The organism is Spirochaetia bacterium (genome assembly GCA_022482625.1).
Taxonomy (GTDB): Bacteria; Spirochaetota; Spirochaetia; order Sphaerochaetales; family Sphaerochaetaceae; genus Pleomorphochaeta.
Map to the genome: position 1 here is coordinate 105,760 of JAKVOU010000001.1, position 23,429 is coordinate 129,188.

General features: G+C 47.9%; 22 protein-coding genes. 13 read left to right on the forward strand and 9 right to left on the reverse strand.

What is annotated here, in order from left to right:
• Window positions 1-26 precede the first annotated feature (26 nt).
• Genes LKE40_00510 through LKE40_00535 form a run of 6 tightly spaced genes read left to right on the forward strand, consistent with a single transcriptional unit; the run spans window position 27 to window position 6,604 of the window.
• Window positions 27-1,910 carry a long-chain fatty acid--CoA ligase gene (locus LKE40_00510; protein ID MCH3915978.1) on the forward strand — a complete coding sequence of 628 codons (1,884 nt, stop codon included), beginning with the start codon at window positions 27-29 and terminating at the stop codon, window positions 1,908-1,910.
• Window positions 1,911-1,966: 56 nt separating this feature from the next.
• Window positions 1,967-2,302, forward strand: a complete 336-nt coding sequence (locus LKE40_00515) for a hypothetical protein (protein MCH3915979.1) — start codon at window positions 1,967-1,969, stop codon at window positions 2,300-2,302.
• A 2-nt stretch (window positions 2,303-2,304) separates the two neighbouring features.
• Entirely contained in the window at window positions 2,305-3,081 is a 777-nt protein-coding gene (locus LKE40_00520) for an MBL fold metallo-hydrolase (protein ID MCH3915980.1), read from the forward strand.
• The gene (locus tag LKE40_00525) at window positions 3,074-4,924 is read left to right on the forward strand and encodes an AMP-binding protein (protein MCH3915981.1); all 1,851 of its coding nucleotides are present in this window, start codon (window positions 3,074-3,076) and stop codon (window positions 4,922-4,924) included. The genes LKE40_00520 and LKE40_00525 overlap by 8 nt, the downstream gene beginning before the upstream one ends.
• A 21-nt stretch (window positions 4,925-4,945) precedes the next feature.
• On the forward strand, window positions 4,946-6,025 hold the full coding sequence (locus LKE40_00530; protein ID MCH3915982.1) for a 3-deoxy-7-phosphoheptulonate synthase: 1,080 nt from the start codon (window positions 4,946-4,948) through the stop codon (window positions 6,023-6,025).
• Between the two features lie 36 nt (window positions 6,026-6,061).
• Window positions 6,062-6,604, forward strand: a complete 543-nt coding sequence (locus LKE40_00535; protein MCH3915983.1) for a DJ-1/PfpI family protein — start codon at window positions 6,062-6,064, stop codon at window positions 6,602-6,604.
• A 51-nt stretch (window positions 6,605-6,655) separates the two neighbouring features.
• Here LKE40_00535 and LKE40_00540 read toward each other — a convergent pair whose 3' ends face one another.
• Entirely contained in the window at window positions 6,656-7,069 is a 414-nt protein-coding gene (locus LKE40_00540) for a hypothetical protein (GenBank protein MCH3915984.1), read from the reverse strand.
• Between the two features lie 219 nt (window positions 7,070-7,288).
• Between LKE40_00540 and cysK the strand changes: the two genes are divergently transcribed.
• From cysK to LKE40_00560, 4 genes are all read left to right on the forward strand, one after another.
• Window positions 7,289-8,197 carry a cysteine synthase A gene (gene cysK, locus LKE40_00545; protein MCH3915985.1) on the forward strand — a complete coding sequence of 303 codons (909 nt, stop codon included), beginning with the start codon at window positions 7,289-7,291 and terminating at the stop codon, window positions 8,195-8,197.
• 1 nt (window position 8,198) lies between these two features.
• Complete coding sequence (locus LKE40_00550; protein MCH3915986.1) at window positions 8,199-8,942, forward strand: DNA lyase; 744 nt, start codon at window positions 8,199-8,201, stop codon at window positions 8,940-8,942.
• Window positions 8,939-10,075, forward strand: a complete 1,137-nt coding sequence (locus tag LKE40_00555; protein MCH3915987.1) for a hypothetical protein — start codon at window positions 8,939-8,941, stop codon at window positions 10,073-10,075. The genes LKE40_00550 and LKE40_00555 overlap by 4 nt, the downstream gene beginning before the upstream one ends.
• A gap of 97 nt (window positions 10,076-10,172) precedes the next feature.
• On the forward strand, window positions 10,173-10,829 hold the full coding sequence (locus tag LKE40_00560; protein MCH3915988.1) for a cytidylate kinase-like family protein: 657 nt from the start codon (window positions 10,173-10,175) through the stop codon (window positions 10,827-10,829).
• Between the two features lie 108 nt (window positions 10,830-10,937).
• Here the strand turns inward: LKE40_00560 and LKE40_00565 are convergent, their stop codons facing one another.
• Both LKE40_00565 and LKE40_00570 read right to left on the reverse strand, forming a co-directional pair.
• A complete protein-coding gene (locus LKE40_00565; GenBank protein MCH3915989.1) occupies window positions 10,938-11,918 on the reverse strand; it encodes a bile acid:sodium symporter family protein in 981 nt (326 codons plus the stop codon).
• 315 nt (window positions 11,919-12,233) lie between these two features.
• Window positions 12,234-13,559 (reverse strand): FKBP-type peptidyl-prolyl cis-trans isomerase, encoded by a 1,326-nt coding sequence (locus LKE40_00570; GenBank protein ID MCH3915990.1) that lies wholly within the window; start codon window positions 13,557-13,559, stop codon window positions 12,234-12,236.
• A gap of 270 nt (window positions 13,560-13,829) precedes the next feature.
• On the opposite strand from LKE40_00570, the gene LKE40_00575 reads away from it, so the two are divergent.
• On the forward strand, window positions 13,830-14,867 hold the full coding sequence (locus LKE40_00575; protein MCH3915991.1) for a translation initiation factor 2: 1,038 nt from the start codon (window positions 13,830-13,832) through the stop codon (window positions 14,865-14,867).
• A complete protein-coding gene (locus LKE40_00580) occupies window positions 14,864-15,568 on the forward strand; it encodes an MTAP family purine nucleoside phosphorylase (GenBank protein ID MCH3915992.1) in 705 nt (234 codons plus the stop codon). Before LKE40_00575 ends, LKE40_00580 begins: the two co-directional genes overlap by 4 nt.
• Here LKE40_00580 and putP read toward each other — a convergent pair.
• The gene (gene putP, locus LKE40_00585) at window positions 15,565-17,076 is read right to left on the reverse strand and encodes a sodium/proline symporter PutP (protein MCH3915993.1); all 1,512 of its coding nucleotides are present in this window, start codon (window positions 17,074-17,076) and stop codon (window positions 15,565-15,567) included. The two genes, LKE40_00580 and putP, sit on opposite strands and share 4 nt — an antisense overlap.
• Before the next feature lie 321 nt (window positions 17,077-17,397).
• Here putP and LKE40_00590 point away from each other — a divergent pair, with 321 nt between their 5' ends.
• Window positions 17,398-17,856: a hypothetical protein gene (locus LKE40_00590; GenBank protein MCH3915994.1), complete on the forward strand. Its 459-nt coding sequence runs from the start codon at window positions 17,398-17,400 to the stop codon at window positions 17,854-17,856.
• 100 nt (window positions 17,857-17,956) lie between these two features.
• Here LKE40_00590 and LKE40_00595 read toward each other — a convergent pair whose 3' ends face one another.
• The 5 genes from LKE40_00595 to hydE are packed head-to-tail and all read right to left on the reverse strand — an operon-like array spanning window position 17,957 to window position 23,428.
• Window positions 17,957-19,102, reverse strand: coding sequence for an ABC transporter substrate-binding protein (locus LKE40_00595; protein ID MCH3915995.1), 1,146 nt, complete (start codon window positions 19,100-19,102; stop codon window positions 17,957-17,959).
• A 12-nt stretch (window positions 19,103-19,114) separates the two neighbouring features.
• Window positions 19,115-20,287 (reverse strand): nitrogenase component 1, encoded by a 1,173-nt coding sequence (locus LKE40_00600; GenBank protein MCH3915996.1) that lies wholly within the window; start codon window positions 20,285-20,287, stop codon window positions 19,115-19,117.
• Window positions 20,284-21,597, reverse strand: coding sequence for a nitrogenase (locus LKE40_00605; protein MCH3915997.1), 1,314 nt, complete (start codon window positions 21,595-21,597; stop codon window positions 20,284-20,286). The genes LKE40_00600 and LKE40_00605 overlap by 4 nt, the downstream gene beginning before the upstream one ends.
• Window positions 21,594-22,367 (reverse strand): nitrogenase iron protein NifH, encoded by a 774-nt coding sequence (locus LKE40_00610; GenBank protein MCH3915998.1) that lies wholly within the window; start codon window positions 22,365-22,367, stop codon window positions 21,594-21,596. The genes LKE40_00605 and LKE40_00610 overlap by 4 nt, the downstream gene beginning before the upstream one ends.
• Window positions 22,364-23,428 carry a [FeFe] hydrogenase H-cluster radical SAM maturase HydE gene (gene hydE, locus LKE40_00615; GenBank protein ID MCH3915999.1) on the reverse strand — a complete coding sequence of 355 codons (1,065 nt, stop codon included), beginning with the start codon at window positions 23,426-23,428 and terminating at the stop codon, window positions 22,364-22,366. The genes LKE40_00610 and hydE overlap by 4 nt, the downstream gene beginning before the upstream one ends.
• Between the last annotated feature and the right edge of the window lies 1 nt (window position 23,429).

Consider the following 23,429-nt stretch of genomic DNA (forward strand, 5'->3'; position numbering starts at 1 on the left):
TGGCCATGACTGGCAAGGAGACAAATATGCAGACCATAGCACAGATGTTCCATGCAAACGTACAGCGATATCCTGATCTGGATGTCATCTGGGAAAGAAAATCCGGCAAAGGTGCTTTTGTGCCGGTTACTTACCTTGCTTTTGAAAAAAAGGTGCTGGCTTTGGCGACAGGACTTAGGCAGTTGGGTATCAGAAGAGGTGACATGGTTGCTATCCTTGCTGACAACAGTTCAAAATGGTTGCTCAGTGACCTTGCGCTCCAGTATTTGGGAGCAACGGATGTACCTCGGGGTACGGATGCGACGGACCAGGAAATCCTGCAGATACTTTCGACCTGTGAGGCTCACACCTGTTTCGCTGCTGACCAGGCAATGCTTGCAAGGCTGGAAAAACTCAAGGAACAGCTTCCTGCCTTGCAGAGGGTCATCATACTTCAGCAGAAAGATACTTCAGTTCCTTGTAATTCTTTTGAAGTGATTGACTTCAACAGCTTGCTTGTCGGTATTCCGTCCAGCTCTTCAGAGACAGAAATCTTGGCTGGACTGGCTGATGGGCAAGGCGAGGATATCGCTACGGTCATCTTTACCAGCGGTACGACAGGACTGTGCAAGGGAGTCATGCTGACCCATGGCAATTTCATGTACCAGTTCAGGCATCTTCAGCAGATTGTCGACGGGGCATTCCAACCGGGACAGCGTTGGCTGTCCGTACTGCCCATCTGGCATATCTTTGAGCGTATGGCAACCTATGTTGCCTTGTCCTATGGGCAGTGCATTGCTTACTCCAAGCCGCTGGGTAGCCGGCTTATGCTTGATTTCAAGCAGGTAGAACCTCATTGGTTTGCATCGGTGCCAAGAATATGGGAGATGATTTACAAGGGTGTCTGGAATAAAGTCGAACGTAGCAATGAGGTTGAGAAGGCTATCGGCAGGTTTTCTTTCGCAGTGGGTACTGCCTATCGCGATAATCTCAACATTTTCAATGATAGTTTTCCTGATTTTGGTTCAGGTCGGAAGAAAAGCCGTACCAAGGCCGCAGTGAAGGTTGCTTTGCTTTTTCCTTTTGCAAAGTTCGCTGATGCTGCTGTATTTTCCAAGTTGAGGAAAAATTTCGGTCCCAATCTGATCGCAGGGGTTTCCGGAGGCGGTTCCCTTCCTGCCATGATCGACCGGTTCTTTGATGCCTGTGGCATCAGGCTGCTGGATGGCTATGGGATGACCGAGACCGGTCCGATTATTTCCGTACGCAGGCTCCATGGGGGCAGGCTCGGTGCCATGTCGGTTCTTGACGGTACCCGGGTAAGGATACTGAAAGACGATGGCAGCGAAGCTTCCATCGGGGAGAAGGGCGTGCTGTGGGTCAATGGACCTCAGGTGATGAAAGGCTATTTCAAGATGGAAGGCGAAACGAAGAAGGTCTTCGATAAAGAAGGATTCCTCAATACCGGGGACCTGGTACGGAAGACTGTCAGCGGTGAGATTGTCATAGCAGGACGTGCAAAGGATACCATCGTGCTTGCCGGTGGAGAAAACCTTGAACCTGTGCCGATAGAAGCAAAGATACTCGAAGATGATGTGTTTGCCAATGCTGTGGTAATCGGGCAGGACAGGAAATTCCTTTCGGCCCTTGTTGTCCTGGATCCTGCGAATATAAAAGAGTATCTGGCTTCTGCCAATCTGCCGACCATAGGGACTCCGAATTATTTCCAGGAGCTACGGTCCCTGATACTCAGAAGGATAGAAGACAAGGTCAACATCCGTGCTGGATTCAAGAAATATGAGCAGATTGCCAAGGTGTATATATTGGATAAGCCATTTGAAGTCGGAAAAGAACTGAGCGCAAAACATGAACTCAAGCGCTTTGCCATTGAAAAACTATATCAGAAGGAGATCAATGCACTCTATACATAAACCTGCTGTTGTCATTTTTCTCTTGGTTTCGTATCATAGGCGCCAGGGAGCACTATATGTTGCAGATCATCGGATGGAGAAACTGCCGGCAGACGCAGAAGGCTATGAGAAATTGCCGTGAATCCCGTGTGGACTTCCAGTTCGTCGACCTAGGGAAAAGGGAACTTTCCGCAGGGGAATGGGAACATATTTTTACTGCTGTTGATGCAGAAGACTTGCTTGACAAGGATAGCAGCTATTACAAAAAGAATGGCTATGAGTACAGGACTTATGATGTCAGGGAAGAATTGATTGAACATCCCCAGCTGATGAAGACCCCGATACTTCGCAGCAAAGGACGTGTAGCCGTTGGCTTTGACCGGGCAACGTTGGGAACATGGGGGATAGTATAAATATGTTCCACGCAGTATTAGGGTCAGGTTCCTGTGGAAATGGCTATGTATTCTATGACGGCAAGGATGCCGTGCTGATCGATGATGGTTTTTCCCTTGCCGAATTGAAACGTCGTCTGGTACAGTTTGATGTCCCTCTTGATGCAGTCCGGTGTGTTTTCCTGACTCATTTCCATCCTGACCATCATCGGGGTCTTGGCGTATTCGCCAGGAAACTCGGTCTTCCTGTGTACATGAACAGGGAAGGTGTGGAAGGTGAGCGTACCAAATTTGCCAAGTTGGGTTTGCCGGAAGAAACGGTAAGGCTTACTGAGCCGTCTGTACCTGTTGCTGTCGGAAACTTCTGCCTCAGCAGTTTCAAGACAAGCCATGACAGCAAGGGGAGCGTCGGTTACTTCATTTCCCGTGGCAGTGAGCATGTGACTCTTATTACCGATACAGGTACTACCAGCTCTGAAATGGCAGGATATGCCTATGCGAGTGACATGCTGTATCTGGAAGCGAATTATGATCCTCAGATGCTGCAGGAAGGTGCCTATCCGGCTTTTCTCAAGCAACGTATAAGCGGCAAGTGGGGACATTTGTCAAATACTCAGGCTTTCCAGTTCATTAAGGATAGCGGTTTTCATGGAAATGCTGTATTCTTTATACATCTGTCCCGTAATAACAATACGGTTGATTTGGTCAATGCAGGAGCCCAAAGTTGTAATTTTCCTTTCTTTACTTTTGCATGTCCACGGGGCGAAGCAGTGAATCCGGCGGAGGTGCTTCATGGCTAGCAGGAAAGTTGTCAAGGGAAAGATGCCCAGACATATGGAAGTCATGACCTATAAAAAGTGTTTGGCTATAAAAAGGCCCGATGGGATCCGGATGCGGAGCCTGGACAAGTTTACTATGCCGGCACTCCTTCGTTGTACGGTATCAAGGAATTTCAAGCGTCCTTATCTTGCTACATACGGCGACGAAGAATATATCACCTATGGCAAATTCAATGTAATGGTCCAGAATGCCATGGCCTTTATGGTCGAAAAGGGTATGCATCCGCAACAGAGGATTGCATTGGTCGGTGAATCTTGCCCGAATTGGATGATTGCCTATTTTGCGACGACCTGCATGGATTGCATTGCCGTACCTATACTTCCTGATTTCTCTGCCAAGGAAATGAATATGATCCTTGATCATTGCGGCGCAGAGGCTGTGGTAGTCAATTGCAAGCAGGTCGAAAAGGTGCTTCCTTATCTGAAGCAGCATCCTGATGTCCCGCTTGTCCGTCTCGATGACCTGTTCTACATTCCCAAGAATGTCCGTGGGGAGATCATGGGACGGAAGGATTTCTGTGAATCACCAGGAATAGATCTCAGCCGTTTCAAGCATAGTAGGAAACTTGATGAACAGATTTCGGCGCTGCAGGTTGAGGAAGAGGACCTTGCGTCGATCATCTATACCAGCGGTACCACAGGAACCAGCAAAGGCGTCATGCTTACCCACAGGAACCTGCTGTCAAATGCTGATGAGGGCAGTTATAAATTTGTCAAGATCCATCCGGGTTATACCTTGTTGTCCATTCTTCCTGTCAGCCATGTCTATGAGTTTACCATCGGACAGCTGGTGCTGATGATGAACGGGGGAAAAGTCTGTTTCCTTGGCAAGCCGCCGGCCCCTAGCATCCTGATGCCTGCCTTGGCTAAGATCAGGCCACGGATCATACTTTCGGTTCCTTTGCTGATGGAGAAGGTCTATCGTTCGGCAGTATTGCCTGCCATACAGGGCAACAAGCTGCTGGCAATGCTGATGAGACATAGGTTGACTCGCAGGACGGTATCGAAGGTCATCGGCCGTAAGCTGATGATTACATTCGGAGGAAGGGTGAAATTCTTTGGTTTGGGAGGTGCTCCTCTTGATCCTGAGGTTGAAAAGTTCCTATACGATGCAAGGTTCCCCTATGCACTTGGATATGGCATGACTGAAACCAGTCCTCTCATAGCCGGTTGCAAGCCAAAGCACTCTGATCATAAATTGGGAACGATCGGCAAGTTGGTGACATACGTCAGTGTCAAGTTTGATCAAGTTGACCCAAAGACCGGCATAGGCGAAATCATGGTAAAAGGTCCGAACCTGATGAAAGGCTACTACAAGAGGGATGATCTCAATGCCGAGGTGTTTACAGAAAACGGTTATTTCCGTACTGGTGATTTGGGTATCATGAAAGGCAACCGGCTTTGCCTGAGGGGAAGGTCAAAGACGATGATTTTAGGCGCAGGGGGAGAGAACATCTATCCTGAGTCAATTGAGAACCTGCTCAACAACATGGAGTTCGTGCAGGAATCCCTTGTCGTACCGGATGGCGCAGGGCTGATGGCATTGATCAAGCTTGATCTGGAAGCTTATGCTGCCATAAAAAAACTTTCATACAATGATGCCAAGGTTGCCGCAGCAGAATATGTGAACAAGCTGAAACGAGACGTGAACAAGGAATTGAATTCCTTCTCACGGCTCAATTCTGCCAAGGTGCAGGAAGAGCCGTTCCAGCGGACACCGACATTGAAGATCAAACGATTTCTCTATACCCATAAACAGGAAGAAAAAAATAAGGATGATGATAATGGACACACCAAGACATGAGAAAAAAGTGCGAGGGGTAGCATGAGTACAGGCAATATAGATATCAGGATCAAAAGCTATGAACCGTTGATTACTCCTGCACAGCTCAATAAGAAATTTCCTCTTACCAAGGAACTTGAGGCAAAGATCAGGGAGAGCAGGGCGACGGTAAATGCAATTCTGAAGGGTGAAGACAAGCGTCTGCTTGCCATAGTCGGCCCTTGTTCGATACATGATCCGAAAGCTGCCCGTGAGTATGCTTCCAAGCTGAAAGTACTCAGCGACAGCCTGCAGGATGAAATTTTCATTGTCATGAGAACATACTTTGAAAAACCTAGGACGGTCGGCGGCTGGAAAGGTCTGATCGTAGATCCTGATATGGACCATTCCTACAAGATCGGCAAGGGACTGGAAGTAGCCAGGCATCTGTTGCTTGAAATTACGGAGATCGGCCTTCCTGTCGGCTGTGAGGTGCTTGATCCTGTCGTTCCCCAGTACATTGACGAACTGATGAGTTGGTCGGCCATAGGCGCGAGAACTACGGAAAGCCAGACACACCGGAACATTGCTTCCGGTCTGTCGGTTGCCGTAGGCTTCAAGAACAGTACCAACGGATGTGTTACCAATGCTATCAATGCCATAAAGTCATGCAATATTCCTGCGGCTTTCATCGGTATTGACCGCAATGGCAGCGATGTGGTGATACGGACTACCGGCAATGACCTTGGGCACCTGATCCTTCGCGGTGGTGACAGAGGCCCTAATTACTATGAGGACGAGGTTGAATTGGCAAAGCAGCGGATGGTAGAAGCCGGTCTCCAACCTCGGATTATCATTGACTGTTCCCATGCAAATTCCCGCAAGAGATTTTCTCTGCAGTCACGGGTACTGCGTGCTGTCATTGATGAGGTCTGCTGGGGAGAACATGCAATCAGGGGCTTTATGCTTGAAAGCAACCTGTATGAAGGTTCCCAATGCCTTGATGATGATGTCAAGCTTAAGTATGGAGTATCAGTTACGGATGGCTGCATCGGTTTTGACGAGACGCAGAGAATCCTGACGGGAGCCTGTCAGCTGCTCCGTAGGGCAAAGTATGATGAGACATTGTCCCGCCCTCTGTAGGTCGGGATGGCGACAAGCTGGCAAGGAGAAAAGATTATGAATGCATTGGTATTGTTTGCAGATGGCAGCGAAGAAGCGGAAACAATCCTTCCCATTGACGTATTGCGTCGGGCCGGGGTCGAGGTTACCGTTGCAGGTGTCGGAGGCAAACATATTGTCGGCGCACATAAGGTAGCCGTCGAGACAGACAAGGATGTCGCCGACTGTGACAAGGTCTATGATATGATTGTCATTCCCGGTGGCATTCCCGGTGCTGTCAACATTGCAGAATCATATGAGGCCATGGAACGGATCATCAACACGGCTCAGAAAGGAATCGTGGGTTGTATCTGTGCTTCGCCTGCTGTCGTGCTGGGCAAGACTGGAATTCTGGAAGGCCATGAAGCGACTTGTTATCCGGGAATGGAAAAGAGTTGTCCGTCTTTCAAGTTCTCAAAGAAACGTCTGGTAGTCGATGACCGTCTCATTACAGCCCAGGGACCGGCTGTTGCAATGGATTTTGCCTTTGCCTTGGTCGAGAAATTGCTTGGAAAGGCAAAGCGTGACGAAGTTGCCGAAGGCTTCCTCTACCTGCAGTAATAAAAGTCAGGAAAGGCCAGCCTCCTTCCTAGGGGGCTGTACGATCCTGATTCAACACCTGTGATGCTGCAGCATATGGACCAGAAGTCTTCCTCTTCTGTTGTCCCCATATGCCGTACAATATTCCTCAGCAGCTTCTTCTGCTGTTATGCTTGGGCGTTTCAACCTTTCGAAATACAGGTGGTCCACAAGCTCAAAATAAAGTTTCGATTTTTCTTTCTTTGGAAATGAAACATCGAATTCCCAACTGCAGACCAGTTTCATCAAAGGCCTGAATATAGTCTTGAAATAGCTTTCAGCGGCTTCTTCCCATGAAGGGGACGTGTGGGTGTCCAGTCCAAGGAAATACTTATGGCCGTCAATCTGTTCTTCTATTTCAAGGCAAGCCTTCTTGTCAAACGTATTGAACGTTTCTGCGGTAATGGCCCGCTCAAGCTTTGCTGTCGTTTCCCTATCCAGCGTCATATAATTATGCTCCTTGAATATTCATGGTAGGATTCCAATCCTTTGCCGGGTGTAAATATAATGCGAATATCTGCAAGTGAAAAGGGGGGTCTTGCCCGACAGAACGAAGAAAACCGGTAAATTGCCGTTTCTTTTCCTTGTGTACCGTGGAAAAGCATGTTCCGTTCTCATTGACTAAAGAAAACCTTTGAAGTAGTTTCTGTACAAGAGGTAGCCAATATGTTGATTCCAGATATTACAAAGGCAATCGGCAATACACCGTTGGTTCACATCCGGCATTTGGCCGGGAAGGACCGTTTCCTGTATGCAAAGGTCGAAGGAATGAATCCGCTTTCCAGTGCCAAGGACAGGGTTGCGCTTGTGATGATCGAAGAAGCGGAGAAAAAAGGCTTGCTTCACAGCAGCTCAGTCATAGTAGAACCTACCAGCGGTAATACCGGCATAGGTCTTGCCTTCGTGGCCGCAGTAAAGGGATATCATTGTATCCTTGTAATGCCTGAGACGATGAGCATCGAAAGAAGAAAGCTCGTGAAAGCTTTAGGAGCCGAGCTCATCCTGACTCCTGGTGAAAAAGGAATGCAGGGAGCAATAGATAAGGCAAAGCAACTTGCTGTCCAGGATGCCAAGTACTTCATTCCTTCCCAGTTTGACAATCCTGACAATCCTCTGGCGCATTACAGGACTACAGGTCCTGAAATATACAGGGATATGGATGGCAAGATAGATTTCTTCATTGCAACGGTAGGTACCGGTGGTACGCTCTGCGGCAGTGCAAGATATCTTAAGGAGCAGGCTCCCCATGTGCAGGTCATTGCGGTGGAACCATCGGCTTCAGCTGTCCTTGAAGGCGGAAAACCTGGCCCTCATGGCATCCAGGGTATCGGTGCAGGCTTCATACCCGGCAACTATGATGCCTCTTTGGTCGACAAGGTCATTGGAGTGGATGATGAGGCTGCCATGGCATATGCCCGCCGTGCGGCAAAGGAAGAGGGACTGCTTGTCGGAATTTCATCAGGTGCTGCCCTTGCTGCCGCCGTTGAGGTAAGCAATGCCCATCCTCGGAGCCGGATTGCCGTTATACTTCCTGACAGCGGTGAACGTTATCTTTCTACAGCGCTTTTCAGCTAGTATGGATTTTCATCTGGAACATACCCTTTTCTGCGGACAATGTTTTTGCTGGCGAAAGGAAAGAAATGGTTGGTGTGCCGTATTGGAAGGAGAGCTCCGCCATATCTGCCAACATGATGAACCGGAAGAGGGTTCTTTTCTCTATAGGTATCTTGATTTTGATTTTGACTATGTGAAGGCGCTTTCTGAGATTTCACAGATGGATCCTATTCTGAAAAAAGCTGTAGGACAACTTGGTGAGATCCATATCTTGCGACAGGACCTATGGGAAACCATAATCGGCTTCATTTTGAGCCAGAACAATAACATCAAGAGGATTGAAGGTCTCTATGACCGTCTGTCCTTTGCCTATGGGACTGATGTCGGTGAAGGCTTCCATGCCTTTCCCCGTCCTGAACAGATGTCCCATGTGAGTGAACATGAGCTACGGGAACTTGGTTTGGGATTCCGTGCAGGCTACGTGCTGGATGCCGTGGATAGGAGCGACAAGTTGCTGGGAATTGCAGGTCTTGAAGCAGATGAGGTCGATGAAGTATTGCGCAAGACCCGCGGGATAGGGCCGAAGGTAAGTGCTTGCATCAGGCTTTTCGGCTTGCATGACCTGTCGGCATTTCCCCGGGATGTGTGGATCAACAGGGTAATGGGCTGCTGGTTCCCTGACAGGGAAACATCTTGCTTTGCACCTTATCAAGGCCTTGTCCAGCAGTACCTCTTTGCATTTGCAAGGGCTGGGGGATTACCATGAAATTTTCAATCATCAGCCTTGATTTCCGTGATGACAATGCATTGCGGAAACTGCTGGAGGGGAAACTTGCTGAGAAGGCTAGACTGCTCTGCCTGTTCAAGTCCCGTCTCCAGCTTGAAGGCGTATTGTTGCTTCATACCTGTAACCGTCTTGAATTGTGGGCTGTCGGTGCAGAAGGGGATTTCATCGAAACATTGCTCAGGGTCTTGTCTCTTCCTATCCTTGCATACAAGCCGTACTGTAATCTCATCGAAGGAGAAACTGCCTGTATCGAACACATCTTTGAATTGGCCTGCGGCTTGGATTCGGCATTGTTCGGAGAACAGCTGATCATGCATCAGATGACCCGTGACCTAGAACAAAGCAGGATATGCGGCTGTAGTTGCAGCTATCTTGAAGTCTTGGTTAGGAAAGCTGTGGAAACAGGTCGGAAAGTGGCTTCATCTGTCAATTTGCAGATACCCGATCCATCTGTTCCACAGGCAATAATAGAAGACCTTGTACGCAGGCATAGGGATGTTGACGATTTGCTGGTAGTAGGTTCCAATGGACAGGCCCGGCTTTGTGCCAGGAAGTTTGCTGAACATGGCATCCATGTGACGATGACTTTGCGGGATATTGAGAAGAAGGACCTGCTTGTTCCTGACGGCATTGCCGCCGTAGGTTATGCCCAGCGTTTTGCAAAGGCAAGGGATGCCCAGGCCGTTGTCTGTTCTACCAGCGGTTTGGATTTTGCTTTTCCCCATGGCAGTCTTCCTGAGCGGTGTCTGGTCTATGACCTTGCTTCTCCCCATGATGTCGAAGACGATGATCGGATTGTCCTTGTGAGGCCAGACAGACTTCATATACGCTTTGCTGCCCGTACAACTGAAATTGATAAGGCACGGAAGCTGATTGCGGAAGGACAAGGGGCATTCTTCTCATGGTCGGAAGCAAGTCTGCAAAGCCCTGCTGTCGCTGATTTGGCCCATGATGCATCGATGGAACTTGTCTATAGGATGAGGTCCGCTGTTTCTGCCCTTGGACTTGGAAGTGAAGGCGAGGAAAAATTCAGAATGGTACTCGGAGAGTCGGCACGGAAGGCTTTTTCTCATCAGTTGTACCGTTTTTTTCAGCATGAAACAAAAAAATAAATATTTTTTTGATGAAGTGTCTCCCTTTGAAATTGTTTTTGTTTACGCAGGGTATCTCTCAGTGCTATAATCAAGTTATGGTTTGGGAGGTGCATATATGGCATTTGATACGATTTTTACGATCGGCAGGCAGTTCGGAAGCGCCGGACGCAGAGTGGGAAGCGAAATTGCAAAGAAACTGAATATACCTTTTTATGACAAGGAGCTTATCTCCCTTGTTGCAAAGGACAGTGGCCTGAATGAAGCAATCATAGAAAACGCAGATGAAAAGGCGGCGAATTCCTTTTTCCAGTCTTTGCTGGTCGGGACAAATCCCTTCGGAGCTTTTCCTCTGGCAACTTCAAACCTAGGCATGTCAGAATTGCCTTTGAATGAAAGGGTCTTCCTTATCCAATGTGATACCATCAGGAAAATAGCTGACAAGGGGGCCTGTGTCATCGTCGGCAGATGTGCTGATTATGTGTTGCGTGAGAACAGGGACAGGTTGTTGTCTGCATTTATCACCGCACCTCTTGATGACAGGATGGAACGAGCTATCAACCTATATCAGATTCCTGAAAAGAAAGCGACGAATGAAGTCCTGAAGAATGACAAGATAAGGGCTCACTACTACAACTATTTTACCGACAAGAAATGGGGTGCATGTGAAAATTATGATATTTCAATTGACTCTTCCTTGTTGGGCATAGAAGGAACTGCCCAGTTCCTTATAGATTTTGACAAGCTGAGAAGGGAAAAAGCTTCGTCAAAATGATGTAGTATGTTTCAAGACTATCGGTGTGATTACTATGCACTGCAACAAAAAAACTGGCAGATGCCCTGAGGCCTGCCAGCTTTTTGTTGCCATGCAATCTGATTTTGCTCAGATAGTTGCGGTATCATCCGCCATGGCAGGAGCCTTTTCCTTGTCCTTGATGTTGGAAAAGATATTTGCAAGGATTGCGCCGCTGATGTTATGCCAGACGCTGAAGATAGCTCCTGGAACCATTGCCATGGGTTCTGTGGGGAATGTCGTCTTTGCCAGACTGGTAGCCAATCCGCTGTTCTGCATGCCGACTTCAATGGCAAGAGCCTTGCTCTTTGCAATGTTCAGATGCAATGCCCGTGCAACGAGGAAGCCTGCCAGATAACCAAAACAGTTGTGCAGGATGACGACTGCAAAGACTATTGCTGCGCTGGAAAGGATCTTGGCAGCACTTACCGATACGACGGCAGCTACGATCAATACGATTGCCGTGACTGAAACCAAGGGCAGCACAGATACTGCCTGCTGGGTCTGCTTTTCAAAGAAGTGGTTGATGACGAATCCCAGTCCGATCGGAATCAAGACGACCTTTACGATTGAAAGGATCATGCTGGCGACGGGTACGGCAACGGTGGTACGGAGCAGTAGGTACGTAATTATGGGCGTAAGCAACGGAGCAAAGATCGTTGAAACGCAGGTCATACCCACTGAGAGAGGGACATCTCCGTCTGCGAGATACGTCATGACATTTGATGACGTACCGCCGGGACAGGTACCTACCAAGACGACCCCGACCAGCAAAGCATCAGGCAGGTGAAATGCCTTACCTAAGCCAAAAGCCAGCAACGGCATTATGGTAAACTGGGTAATGAAACCGATGATGACATCCCGAGGACGTTTGAATACGACAGCAAAATCTGCCGGCTTGATGGTAAGTCCCATACCGAACATGACCACCATCAACAAAGGAACAACCCATGAGGTAGTAAGCCAACCGGTGAATGTCTGTGGCACGAAAAGAGCCAACGCTGCAATGACGAGCACGATGTACGCCATGTACTTTCCGACAAAATTACTCAATTTCTGAAGAAATTTCATAAAACCCTCTGTATATTTATTCAATAAATTTACAAAATTTTGTATATGATAATAGAGCTTTTATCACACAATGTAAACAGTATTTGCAAAGAAAATCACAACTTCGGCAAATAATGGATATTTTTGATATGTTTGACAATATTTTCTTTCAAAGGAAAAAATTATCCAAATTATCACAGATGGAAACATTTACCCCAGACATATAGGTAAGGTCAAGAATGTACTCCCCTGTATATGCTTTCCAAAGGTATGAAAAAGCCGCAAAGCCTGGTTTAGGCTTTGCGGCAAGCAATTTGCGATTTGGTGATTGTGCGTTTACTTTGCGGAAGCCGCAGCATCGGTACCTGCCGAGGCATTGGCTGTAGCATCAGTACTAGCCGGAGTAGTGGCTGCAGCAGCGGTATCAATGGAAATCAGCTGAATCTTGAAGGTAAGCATCATGTTCGGTTCGATGCCCTGTGTTCCATTTTCCCCATAGCCAAGTGAAGGGTGGATCCAAGTGATGATGGTCGACCCCACATGCATCTGTTCTACGGCTTCGGCAAAACCAGGTACTACCTGATTGAGGGCAAACTGCACGGGTTTGCTACCAAAGCTTGTCGAAATGACGTTTCCTTTAGGATCTGAGAGTTCGTAGTTGAGGGTCACCGTATCGGTACTTGCCGGGATAGGGCCGTCTCCTGCCGTAAGGACCTTATACTCGATGCCATCAGCTGTGGTAGTAACATCGGCATTTGTCTTGTTGGTCTTGAGGAAGGTCTCTGCAGCGGCAAGATTTTCCTTGGCAAGCTTTGCAGCTTCCTGCTGGCGTTCTTCCGTATACTGCTTCTGATAATCATTCATTGCCAGTTGCTGCTGGACGTCAGTGATCAACGGTGTATTGCTGAAGAGGTGATCAAGGATTCCTTGGGCAAGGTAATCTCCCTCGATGTCCAGTCCCTGTGAAAGCATCTGGGCTGAAAGCAGATAGCCATAGGCGTAGGAATATTCATTGTCTATATTGTCGCTTGATTCCAGTTGCTTGACCTGGTCCATGTCCATCTTCTCTCCGTTGTCCTTTGGCAGCTTGTTGTTTGCCATTATGTCGTTCTGGAAGGTTTTCAGGAAATCTGTAAGCTGATCCATGGTATAGAGCGTATGCTCTGCCTGATTGACGCAATCAATGATGCCTCGTGCAAAATAGCCACCTTGAAGCGTGAGCTTGTTGTCGTTCATCGATTTACCGATCAACTCACCATATGCATAGGAAAATGCCTGGGCCAAGTTGTCTGTGCCATAGTCAGTCGGAGGAACCGTAATCTGTACGGGGAACTCTTTGAACGGAACAATGCCGTTGATTACCAGCGGCGTGATGTAACGGATGGTATCGGTATCTGGGTTGACCGTAATATAATCACCGATTCTGTAGTTTGCCGGATTCATGATACTTTTCGTTGAGGGATCGACATGGATGGTTGTCTCTGCGTTTTCGGTCACTACATCGAAATTCCATTCTCCTTCTCCGGTTTTCGTGATGTTGACGACTTTTGCTACATCTGCCTCAGGAGCGACTTCTCTGGTTCCTTCTGCAAAAAGCATTGTTGAAGTCAACAGCAGGGAAACTGCAGCTATGATCAGCACGGATTTTCTTTTGTTTTTCATTTGCATTTCCTTATCTCACGCTTTACGTGGTAAATGACATTCTTTTTCACAAGAGTACGTCAACTTTTTGTTTTCGTCAAACAGTACTTTGGCAACTGCCGTTGTTATGGCCCCTTATCTATATTGTGAACAATCAGATATTTTGTTTTGACAAATGTGTAGTTTGTGTGAGCCAAGGCAATCCAAGCCAAAAATGACTGTCATTCCATCATATTATTTTCTTGCATTGCTCTTCCAATGCAGGTATGCTGTATGTATGCAGTGAGGATAATGATTGTGCTTGATTTGCCTTATGTACTTCAGAAGGACCATATCTGCCATTATGCTGATGATATCTTCTATATAGGAGACCGGAGGAGTTTTCCTTTTGAGAGAAAGGATGTGGCCTGCCAGACCTTTGAAGAGGTTGCTTCCGCACTGAAATGTATGGTCACCCAGGGTGGAGGCCCCCTCCAGGTTGCACTGACCTGCTTGGAATTTGCTGCATCATTGATTGATGAGGGAAAACTGCCGCTTGGAAAAGATACCTTCAGTGATTGTCTTCGTCCTGTCCTCGGAAGCCGACCTACCAATACTACGATGAAAAGGGAAACTGAAAAGCTTATTTCCAAGATCAACATGCTTTATGACCAAGGTGAGCTTTCCAAGGGAAATGCCAGTATACAAGTCAGACGGCTGGTCGGGCAGAGGGAAGAAGAGTTGGATCAGCTCTATGACCGTATGGCAGAGTATGGGGCCTCGTTGCTTGAAGACGGGGATGTCGTGCTTACTACCTGTTTTGCAGAACATACGTTCCTGCTTTCTCTTTTCCATGCAACCAAACAGGGAAAGCACATCCGCGTGCTGGTGAATGAGACCCGGCCATACTTGCAGGGAGCCAGACTCACTGCACCCAGCCTGCAGGAAATGGGAATAGACTGCAGGATCATTACTGACGGTATGGGAGCACATTTCATGAGAGAACACGAAATCACCAAGTATATGACTGCTGCAGACCTGGTGACCATGGATGGCACTGTAGTCAACAAGACCGGAACCCTTGCCAATGCAATTGCTGCATGCCTGTATGGAATTCCTTACTATGCATTTGCAATGTCCCCTGATAGTTCACGGCATGATGCCGGCGATATTGTCATGGAGATGCGAAATCCCCGGGAAGTTACCGTGGTTATGGGAAAACCGACCACAGCGGAGGGAATAGAAGGGCTTTATCCTGCTTTTGATGTCATTGATCCGGATTTGGTCACTGCCGTTGTTACCGGCAAAGGTGTACTTACACCTGGACAGATACAAGGAGCATTCGTATGAAAGCAATAATCGGAGGTACAGGTCTTGATGAACTGTACAGGGAATGTGAACCTGTAGAAATCACGACTGAATATGGCAAAGTGAAACTGTTTGAAAGGAACAACCTGGTCTTTTTGCCCCGTCATGGGTTCAAGCATTCCATACCACCGCATCTCATCAATTATCGTGCAAATGTCGCAGCCTTGAAGCAATTGGGTGTTGATGAGGCCGTAGGTATCTATTCTGTAGGAGCCATTACACGTCGCATTGCTCCTGGAGAAGTAACTTTGATATCGGATTTCATTGACTTCACGGGAGGCAATCGGGCCGGTACTTTTCAGGATAGTGAAGGAGCGGCTGTTGCACATGTATCTATGGAACAACCTTTTTCCCATGCATTGCAGGAGAAACTTCTTTCTGTAGCCAGGAAATTGAAGTTTCCTCTTTCAGAAGGCGGTATCTATGTATGTACCAATGGCCCTAGGCTGGAAAGCCGTGCTGAAATACGGATGTTTTCCCATCTTGGTGGGGATTTTGTCGGCATGACGGGTTGCCCGGAAATTTTTCTCATGGCAGAAGCCGGCATCGCTTTTGCTGGTATTGCCTATTGCATCAACTGGGCCAGTGGCATCGCTGCCTCGGGAATCATGTTCCTTGATGACTTGACCATCGCAGAGATTTCCAAGGCATTGATTGCACTTTGCAAGGCTGCCCTGGCTTAGGCGTCCTGATCACTGTCCTTGATGGCAAGGAATTCATCGAATTGTCCGGCTACCATGGGATCCTGTCTGTCCTGCCGTACCAAACCGATTACCAGCATTACCAGAAGAGCAATGATAAAACCAGGCAACAGTTCATATACATCGAATATACCGCCTGACAGCTGTTTCCAGATGACAACGGTAACGAATCCTGAAATCATACCGGCTATAGCACCTTCCCTGGATGCCTTTTTCCAGAAGAGAGAGAGGAGGATCACAGGTCCGAAGGATGCTCCGAAACCTGCCCAGGCATAGGAGACGACATCGAAGATTGATGAAGTAGGATCCATGGCCAGCAATCCGGCAATCAAGGCAACGGTAAGTACGGTAATCCTGGATACCAGAAGGGTCTCCTTGTCGCTTGCATCCTTTCTGAGCAGTGCTTTGTACACATCCTTGCTGAAGGCTGAAGCTGCTACCAGCAGCTGTGAATCGGCAGTGGACATACTGGCGGCCAAGATTCCACAGAGGAAAATACCGGCAATGAAAGCAGGGAACAGCCTTTGCATGCTGATGATGAAGACTTTTTCCGCTTCGGCTTGGCTTGCAAAGGTGGTCGGAGCAAGGAATGCGTGTCCGATTACTCCCATGAGCAATGCTGCAATGAGGGCAATTACGACCCAGACCATGGCAATTCTTCTTGAGGTTTTTATTTCCTTGTTGCTCCTGATTGCCATGAAGCGTACAAGGATATGAGGCATGCCGCAATAACCCAGTCCCCATGCCAGTGCCGAGACAATCTGCATGAACCCGAAGCTTGGTCCACTCTTTGCAAAGGGCGTGATGAATTCCTGTCCTATGGATGCAACTGCCGCATAGGTCTTGTCAAAACCACCAAGGGCCGCTGTAGCAAAAAGCACGGTGGAAATCAAGGCTATGAACATCAGAATACCCTGTATGAAGTCAGTTGAGACGACTGCAAGGAAGCCTCCTAGGAGCGTGTATCCCAGAATGACTGCCACGCCGAGCAGAAGAGCTACGGGGTAGCTGAGCCCGAAGACACTGTTGAAGAGCTTTGCACAGGTAAGGAACCCGCTTGCTGTATAGACGGTAAAGAAAATAAGGATCAATATGGAAGCAATGGTTGAAAGTATATGCTTTTCATCATGGAACCGATTGGTCAGATATTCGGGAATAGTGATGGAGTTCCCAGCATGTATGGAATATTTCCGAAGTCTTTTTGCAACGAAAAGCCAGTTGAGGTAAGTACCCACGCTGAGGCCCAGAGCAGTCCAGAAAGCTTCCTTGAGCCCTAGAAAACAAGCCAGTCCCGGTAGTCCCATGAGAAGCCATCCTGACATGTCTGATGCTTCGGCCGAAAGTGCCGTAAACCAAGGTCCTAGTTGTCTCCCCGCCAAAAAGTAATCGTCGGCATCGGAATTCTTGCCATAAGATTTTATGCCGATGACAATGAGGATGACTAGGTAGATTGCGAAAGCCAGGATTGTGGCTACCATGGATGATTTCATAACTTGCTCCTTTCCTGTATTGTCGAAAGAATATAAGGAAAAGACCTCTTTTTGCAAGGGAAATTGAATTATTTATGCAAACTAATGTATAAATATACATGAAATTTCTTTGTTTTTTCTTTGCATATCTTTTGTTCCAAGTTAATTACATGTTGTGGGGAAAGTGTTGCAAATTCATGAAAAAGGCTATTGGTTGCCTCCTGAGGCATGTTTTTCTGTTTGGTTACATCCAAACTACATATTTCTTCATGTCATTGCCATTTACTTTTGAAGGCTTAGGATTTATCGTTTTTATGATAACTGATAACAAGGAGCATCGAAATGAAAAAGTGTGCAGTATGGACGTTGGTTTTCAGTGCCATTGCCCTGGTGCTGGGAATTGTCCTTGATGTAAATGCCTTCAGATTGGCTTCGACACCGATTACGATCCAACAGTATGCCGGTGGCTTCGCAATGGGGCCAGGGTTCGGTGGTGCCATCGGTATTGGTTTTTCCTCATTGTCCCTGATGCTGTTGATCTTAGGTAGCAGCCTGTTGGTATGTGCAGTCTGTCTGCTGGGAATTTCAGTCTATTGTTTCGCACATAGCACTGAGTCCTACGGAAAGAAGAGTCATGCTCCTCTTTTTCACAAGACAAACAAGAAGCAGACAAGGACATCGGTTGCTGAAACCAAGGCACAGCCTTCAGTCCCTCCTGTAAGCCAGCCAGTTCAGGCTCCTGCAGCGGCACAGCCGGTCCAGGAACCCTCTGCCATGACAGAGGAACCACAAGACAAATAAAGCCAACACCGTTTGTCATACAAAAACAGGCCGGGATTGAACAGTTGATGTTCGTTCCCGGTCTGCTTTACTAACGGAAGCCTGCAATGCAATTGGTTGGTTACTGGGCTCTTACCTGATAGCCATTGGCTGCAGCCCTGTTTGCGTTGAACATTGTTGTAATCTGTTCATCGCTGAGGTTGATACCGTAGATGTCATGGTAGTATTTCCTTGTTTCCTGAGGGATGTTGATATCTTCGAAAAGATCAGGATAAACTTTCTTTGCCATCCATAGCAGGGTAATCGGAGTATCGACGCCGGGAGTGTAGCTTCTGTAGCTGCCAAGTGGCATCTTGAAAACCTGCTTGTTTTCGACTGCTTTGATCTTGCTCCAGTCGTCACTTCCGATGGCATTGTTGTACAGATCTTCAGGCTCCGCAGAGGTGAAGTTCGTAATGAAGATGGCATCTGGGTTCCATGCGTAGACCTGCTCCATGGTAATTACCGCATTGGAATTACCCAGCTGTACGCCTTCTGCGATATTCTTGGCGCCGACTGCATTTGCCCACCATTGTCCGAAGAAGTGCTTGCCGGAGGTAATCATCTTCTTGTCGTTGTAGAGGAAGAGGAACAGTACTTGTTTCTTCTGGGTGTCGGTCAAGCCTGCTGTACGTTTCTCGATCATTGCCTTCGTATCCTTGCTGTATTTGTCTACCTTCTCTGCGACATTCCCATGGTCGGGGTACAGCTTTCCCAGTATGTCAGTCCACTGTCTATAGGTTTCCAGTACGTCATAATCCCATTTTATGGCAGAGACGCCCACAGCCTTGAAACCAGCCTGTCTGAGCTTTTCTCCCTGGGACTTTGACTCTGCATTGTACAGTACCACATCTGGATTGAGTTTCATCAGCTCTTCAACGTTGAGATCTGCACCCTGCATGAAGCCTGTGGAAATGTTCAGGAAATCAGGATAAAGCTGTCCCAAGAGACCATTCTTTGCAGCACTCATGCTGGTCGGATGTATGCCGACGATCGTCTTGCTGCTGTTGAGGAATACGGTCATGACGGATGGAAGCGGATAGATATCAGTAATGGCTACCCGTTGAGGATTGAGCTTGACTGTGGTGACATCACCGTTGTTGTCTGTAATATCTACCATTTGCTGTGTAGCAGCTGCAGGGGCCTCCTGCTGTGCTTGCCCGAAAAGCGGTGTCATTAGGATTGCTGCTGTCAGCAGCAAGGTAATTGACTGTTTCTTCATGTTCATCTTTTTTCTCTCCTATGTGTCCAACTGATTTGCCAATAGCCATGCATTGCCTTTCCCATCGGACAAAGACGGTACCTCATCGGTATACATCCTGCCTGAAAAAGCAAAGTGCGGGACTCTGACAAATCGTGTATGTGCATTTGTGATGTACTTGAATGTCGGATCTCCGATGACAAGTTCCATATGTTCAAGTTCCCTCTGAAGTTCCTCTTCTCCCTCACCCAAGTAATCCTGTTTTGACAGTACGTTGCCTTCATCCTCCAGGAGAGTACCTACCTTTGCCGGATAAGGAAGCAATGCCGCAAGGGCAAGGCTTTGTACCGGTTCTCCCAAGACGATGGCTGTTGCCGTGCCCGGTTTTCTTTTTTCTGTGAGACGTTCTTTCCATATGGCACGTAGTTGCCGGTCATCTTCCCCGGACATTGCACGTTTGAGCAACGAGACGAGTGCGTCTGCACCTTTCTTGCCGAAGGGAAGGGCTATGATGTAGGGAGTACCAAAGCGTTCTTTGAAATATTTTGCCACCTTGAGCCCGACGGAAGATATGACAAGATTACAGGCTGCGCTTCCTGCCTGTGCCATTTCCTCAGGACGGCTGCCCATGGCCCAGACGGACAGTACTTTCATGCCTCTTGCCTCAAGGCTTCTTTGTATGTCCGATACGATATCCTGACGGGCAAAATCAAGCGGAGTGGCTCCAAGGATATTGATCGTGCCCGGAAGTTTGTCTGCTGTATCAACGACAAAGCGTTTTGCCCATTCAAGCAAAGCAACCGATGCTCCCTGGATGTAGCTTTGCATGCCATCGGTTGCAATACCGAAGGTAGGGATGCCCGTTTTATGTTCTATTATACCTGCCAAGGCCTTGATATCCTGTCCCATCATCATGGGAATGGGAGAAGGCGCAAGGGCGATGAAACGGGGATGTTGTTCCTTTGCCGTAGTGACACAGTCATCGATGAGCTTGCTTTCATTGCCAAGTATGGCGTCATATTCCATCAGGCCTGAAAGGTAGATCCTTGATGGCATAGTGTACCATCTGGGTTCATCATGGGTATTATAGGTACTGTTGCATCCTGAAGGATCATGTATGACGCTCATGCCGTCCAGCTCATAAAGGGCGGAACAGACTCCCGAGGTATCGCTTGTGTAGACCGGAAGTATCATCATTGCATCTTTGTTCATTTGCTGCACCCCCATCCCTTGATCTGGATTATCTTGCTGGGATCCCGAGCTGTGGCGTATGCATCCTCTATGAGATCAAGCAATTTGCTTACACCGGAAAGCCCAAGCAGTCCGCTGTTTTCGATGAGGTTCACGAAGTGGTCCGTTCCCTCGTAATATGCCGCCTTTTGTCCGATTGCCAGGACATGCTCCTGTTTCTGGTGCAGAAACCTTGCTGCTGGATGGCTGGGACAAGCCAGTACAAGGGAAGGGTAGTGTTCCTTCAGATAATCAAAACTTTCCTTGTCTTCCCTTGCTACGGCTTCAACGTAGATTATCTTGACCTTGATGCCGTGTTGGAGTAGTAGCCTGGCAAGGGACAACGGTGCCGAAGTCGCCGTGTAATCGATGGCTACTTTCCAGTCTTGCAATGTCTTGGCAATTTTTGCCAACTGGTTTTCGATTTTGTCATGGATTTCCTTTGTGTTGAAATTTGCCACACCGAGCAATGAAGCAGCTTCTGTGTCGGCTTTTTCCAGTTTGTCCAGGTCATAGGTGACAGGGTAGTATTTAAGTTCGCCTCCGATTCTTTCAACCAGAGCTTCTGCTCCCTTTGCAGCTGAGGGAATGGTATAGAAAAATGTCTTGCTTTTTCCTAATTCCTCATATTCCTTCCAGGTCTTTGTGAGGCAGATGTCGCGGTAGGGTCTTCCTGACTTGGCAATCATCTGTAACAGTTCATTGTCAGGATCGAGCGGGTAGTTGTTTCCTAAAAGTGTGATGCCGTTGTCCCGTCTGTCATTGATATCTATCAAGGAGTAGAGCTGACGTCGCATCGTCTCATCGGGGGTAATGCCACTTTTTTGGGTGATGGGGGTCATGTAGCAGTCTGTGAAGCGGATATTCGGATAACGCTTTCTTAATTGTCCATAGCAATATTCCAGGTCACAGCCGGTAAAGTAGTGGATGCAGGTAGAAAACATCTGGATGGCCTTCGGCTTTGGTTCCAGCCTATCGATGATGTCACTGGCTCCGTCTATTATCTGTTGTTCCATCGTACCGTCAATGACATTGTGTTCTTTGATGGTGATGCAGGAGAATTGCTTTTCCTTGCCAGCTTCATAGGCAGTCAGGACGACTCCGCGCATACAGCCTTCGCCTCCGACGAAGATTTCGTGGCTTTCCGGCATAAGAAATCCTTGATGGACAATGTTCCATGGACCTCTGGCTGGTGGTGCGAACTGTAGCCCTGCATAGAAAAGGTTGTTTTTGTTTGCCTGTGCTATGGGAAGGGAGAACGTCGAGTAATCTATCTTGTGTAGGTCGATCATGATGGCTCCTTGGTGTGCTTTGACAATTTCAGTATGTTTTCTGCCAAGGCAATATACTGCTGGGCCATGGAGCTTTCAGGATATAATTCAAGGACTGTCTTCGATTGTTCATCAGCTTCTTGGACTTCCTTGCTGAAATCCAGTTTTCCCGCAAGCGGGGCCTCAATATCATCGCAGAACTGCTTGATTTTTCCTTCTTCGTTATCGACATTCCTTTTGTTCAGGATGACGCCTGCAACCGTTGCATAGCCTCTGTCCTTGAAACTGTCCACAGCCAAGGCAATGTTCATGGCTGCGTGCAATGCCATTTTCTCTCCACTGGTAAGGATGTAGACGTTTTCAGCATAGCCGTCCCGTATCGGCATGGAAAAGCCGCCGCATACCACGTCTCCCAGTACATCGTAGATGACGATGTCAATGCCGTAGGTCTGATATACGTGTTTCTTTTCCAGTTCTTGGAGGGCTGCGACGATGCCTCGTCCTGCACAGCCTTGTCCCGGTGGTGGACCACCTGCTTCACTGAGATAGACACCTTCGGTTCCCTTGATGACCATATCCTCCAAGGTTATGCCGGTTGGTCCCTTTTTCCTCAAGGATTCGAGGACTGTAGGGCAATCTTTTCCATTCCTGAGCAAGAGGGTCGAATCTGCTTTTGGATCGCAGCCTACCTGAAGGACCTTGTAGCCTTTTTTAGCAAAAGCCAACGATAGGTTTGATGCCGTGGTGCTCTTGCCGATGCCACCTTTTCCGTATATTGCCAATCTGATCATATCTGAGCTTCCTCCTTGTAATCTCCGCGTTCAGTTACACCATAGTAGGCGATGTCACGGAGCATGTCGTTTATTTCGTTGATACCGATGCTGTGTGTTGTTCTCAGTTCGGCCATGTCATTGTACAGTTTATAATTTGCCCTTTGCCGTGCCGGAGTAATATTCGGCATGATGACGTTGCAGCCTGCCAGTACTGCTTCTTTCCTGCCATATTTCCTGACGGTATCCATTGCCGTAGTAGCCGGAAGCAGCACGGTGGGACGCATCAGCCTGAGGATGGAAAGCAAGACCAAAGTAAGATCGAAACTCCCTTGTGGTTCGTTCCTGAACGGTGTCTGGCTGTGAGGAATGAACGGACCGATGCCGATCATATGCGGACGGAACTTTTCAAGATACCTCAGGTCTGTTACCAAGTTGTCAACGGTCTGATAAGGGGCTCCTACCATCATGCCGGCCCCGACTTGGTAGCCGATCTGCTTGAGATCTTCCAAGCAAGCAAGACGATGCTGCAGTGTCTGCACCTTGGGATGCATCTTTGCATAATGGATCGGATCTGCTGATTCATGACGGAGCAAGAATCTGTCTGCACCTGCATCGAACCATTTCTGGTAGAGGTCATGTTCCCTTTCTCCTACGCTGAGCGTGATTGCGCAGTCTGGAAATTCTTTCCGTATTGCCCGTATGATTTCTTCGAACAGTGAGGCATCATAGGTCAGGTCTTCCCCTCCTTGGAGTACGAAAGTCCGCATGCCTATGGTATAGCCTACTTTGCAGCAGGAAAGTATCTCTTCTTTGTTCATCCTGTATCGTACGACCTCTTTGTTGCTTCGTCGCAATCCACAGTACAGGCAGTCATTGCGGCACCAGTTCGTGAACTCGATGATTCCCCGAAGATATATTTTCTTGCCATAGACCCTGTCACAGACGGTCCTTGCTCTCTGTGCCAGGAGAAGCCTGTCTTCTGTGGTGAAGGTAGACAGCAACTGCCTGAAACCTTCATCAGAAAGTATTTTCTTAGATTCCAGTTCTGCAATGAGATCCTTGTTGGTTTGCTTTTCCATA

Bases quoted from the DNA above. Each gene is read 5' to 3' on its own strand.
- LKE40_00510 (MCH3915978.1), top strand. From the start codon at position 27: ATGCAGACCATAGCACAGATGTTCCATGCAAACGTACAGCGATATCCT.
- LKE40_00515 (MCH3915979.1), top strand. From the start codon at position 1,967: ATGTTGCAGATCATCGGATGGAGAAACTGCCGGCAGACGCAGAAGGCT.
- LKE40_00520 (MCH3915980.1), top strand. From the start codon at position 2,305: ATGTTCCACGCAGTATTAGGGTCAGGTTCCTGTGGAAATGGCTATGTA.
- LKE40_00525 (MCH3915981.1), top strand. From the start codon at position 3,074: ATGGCTAGCAGGAAAGTTGTCAAGGGAAAGATGCCCAGACATATGGAA.
- LKE40_00530 (MCH3915982.1), top strand. From the start codon at position 4,946: ATGAGTACAGGCAATATAGATATCAGGATCAAAAGCTATGAACCGTTG.
- LKE40_00535 (MCH3915983.1), top strand. From the start codon at position 6,062: ATGAATGCATTGGTATTGTTTGCAGATGGCAGCGAAGAAGCGGAAACA.
- LKE40_00540 (MCH3915984.1), bottom strand. From the start codon at position 7,069: ATGACGCTGGATAGGGAAACGACAGCAAAGCTTGAGCGGGCCATTACC.
- cysK (MCH3915985.1), top strand. From the start codon at position 7,289: ATGTTGATTCCAGATATTACAAAGGCAATCGGCAATACACCGTTGGTT.
- LKE40_00550 (MCH3915986.1), top strand. From the start codon at position 8,199: ATGGATTTTCATCTGGAACATACCCTTTTCTGCGGACAATGTTTTTGC.
- LKE40_00555 (MCH3915987.1), top strand. From the start codon at position 8,939: ATGAAATTTTCAATCATCAGCCTTGATTTCCGTGATGACAATGCATTG.
- LKE40_00560 (MCH3915988.1), top strand. From the start codon at position 10,173: ATGGCATTTGATACGATTTTTACGATCGGCAGGCAGTTCGGAAGCGCC.
- LKE40_00565 (MCH3915989.1), bottom strand. From the start codon at position 11,918: ATGAAATTTCTTCAGAAATTGAGTAATTTTGTCGGAAAGTACATGGCG.
- LKE40_00570 (MCH3915990.1), bottom strand. From the start codon at position 13,559: ATGAAAAACAAAAGAAAATCCGTGCTGATCATAGCTGCAGTTTCCCTG.
- LKE40_00575 (MCH3915991.1), top strand. From the start codon at position 13,830: ATGATTGTGCTTGATTTGCCTTATGTACTTCAGAAGGACCATATCTGC.
- LKE40_00580 (MCH3915992.1), top strand. From the start codon at position 14,864: ATGAAAGCAATAATCGGAGGTACAGGTCTTGATGAACTGTACAGGGAA.
- putP (MCH3915993.1), bottom strand. From the start codon at position 17,076: ATGAAATCATCCATGGTAGCCACAATCCTGGCTTTCGCAATCTACCTA.
- LKE40_00590 (MCH3915994.1), top strand. From the start codon at position 17,398: ATGAAAAAGTGTGCAGTATGGACGTTGGTTTTCAGTGCCATTGCCCTG.
- LKE40_00595 (MCH3915995.1), bottom strand. From the start codon at position 19,102: ATGAACATGAAGAAACAGTCAATTACCTTGCTGCTGACAGCAGCAATC.
- LKE40_00600 (MCH3915996.1), bottom strand. From the start codon at position 20,287: ATGAACAAAGATGCAATGATGATACTTCCGGTCTACACAAGCGATACC.
- LKE40_00605 (MCH3915997.1), bottom strand. From the start codon at position 21,597: ATGATCGACCTACACAAGATAGATTACTCGACGTTCTCCCTTCCCATA.
- LKE40_00610 (MCH3915998.1), bottom strand. From the start codon at position 22,367: ATGATCAGATTGGCAATATACGGAAAAGGTGGCATCGGCAAGAGCACC.
- hydE (MCH3915999.1), bottom strand. From the start codon at position 23,428: ATGGAAAAGCAAACCAACAAGGATCTCATTGCAGAACTGGAATCTAAG.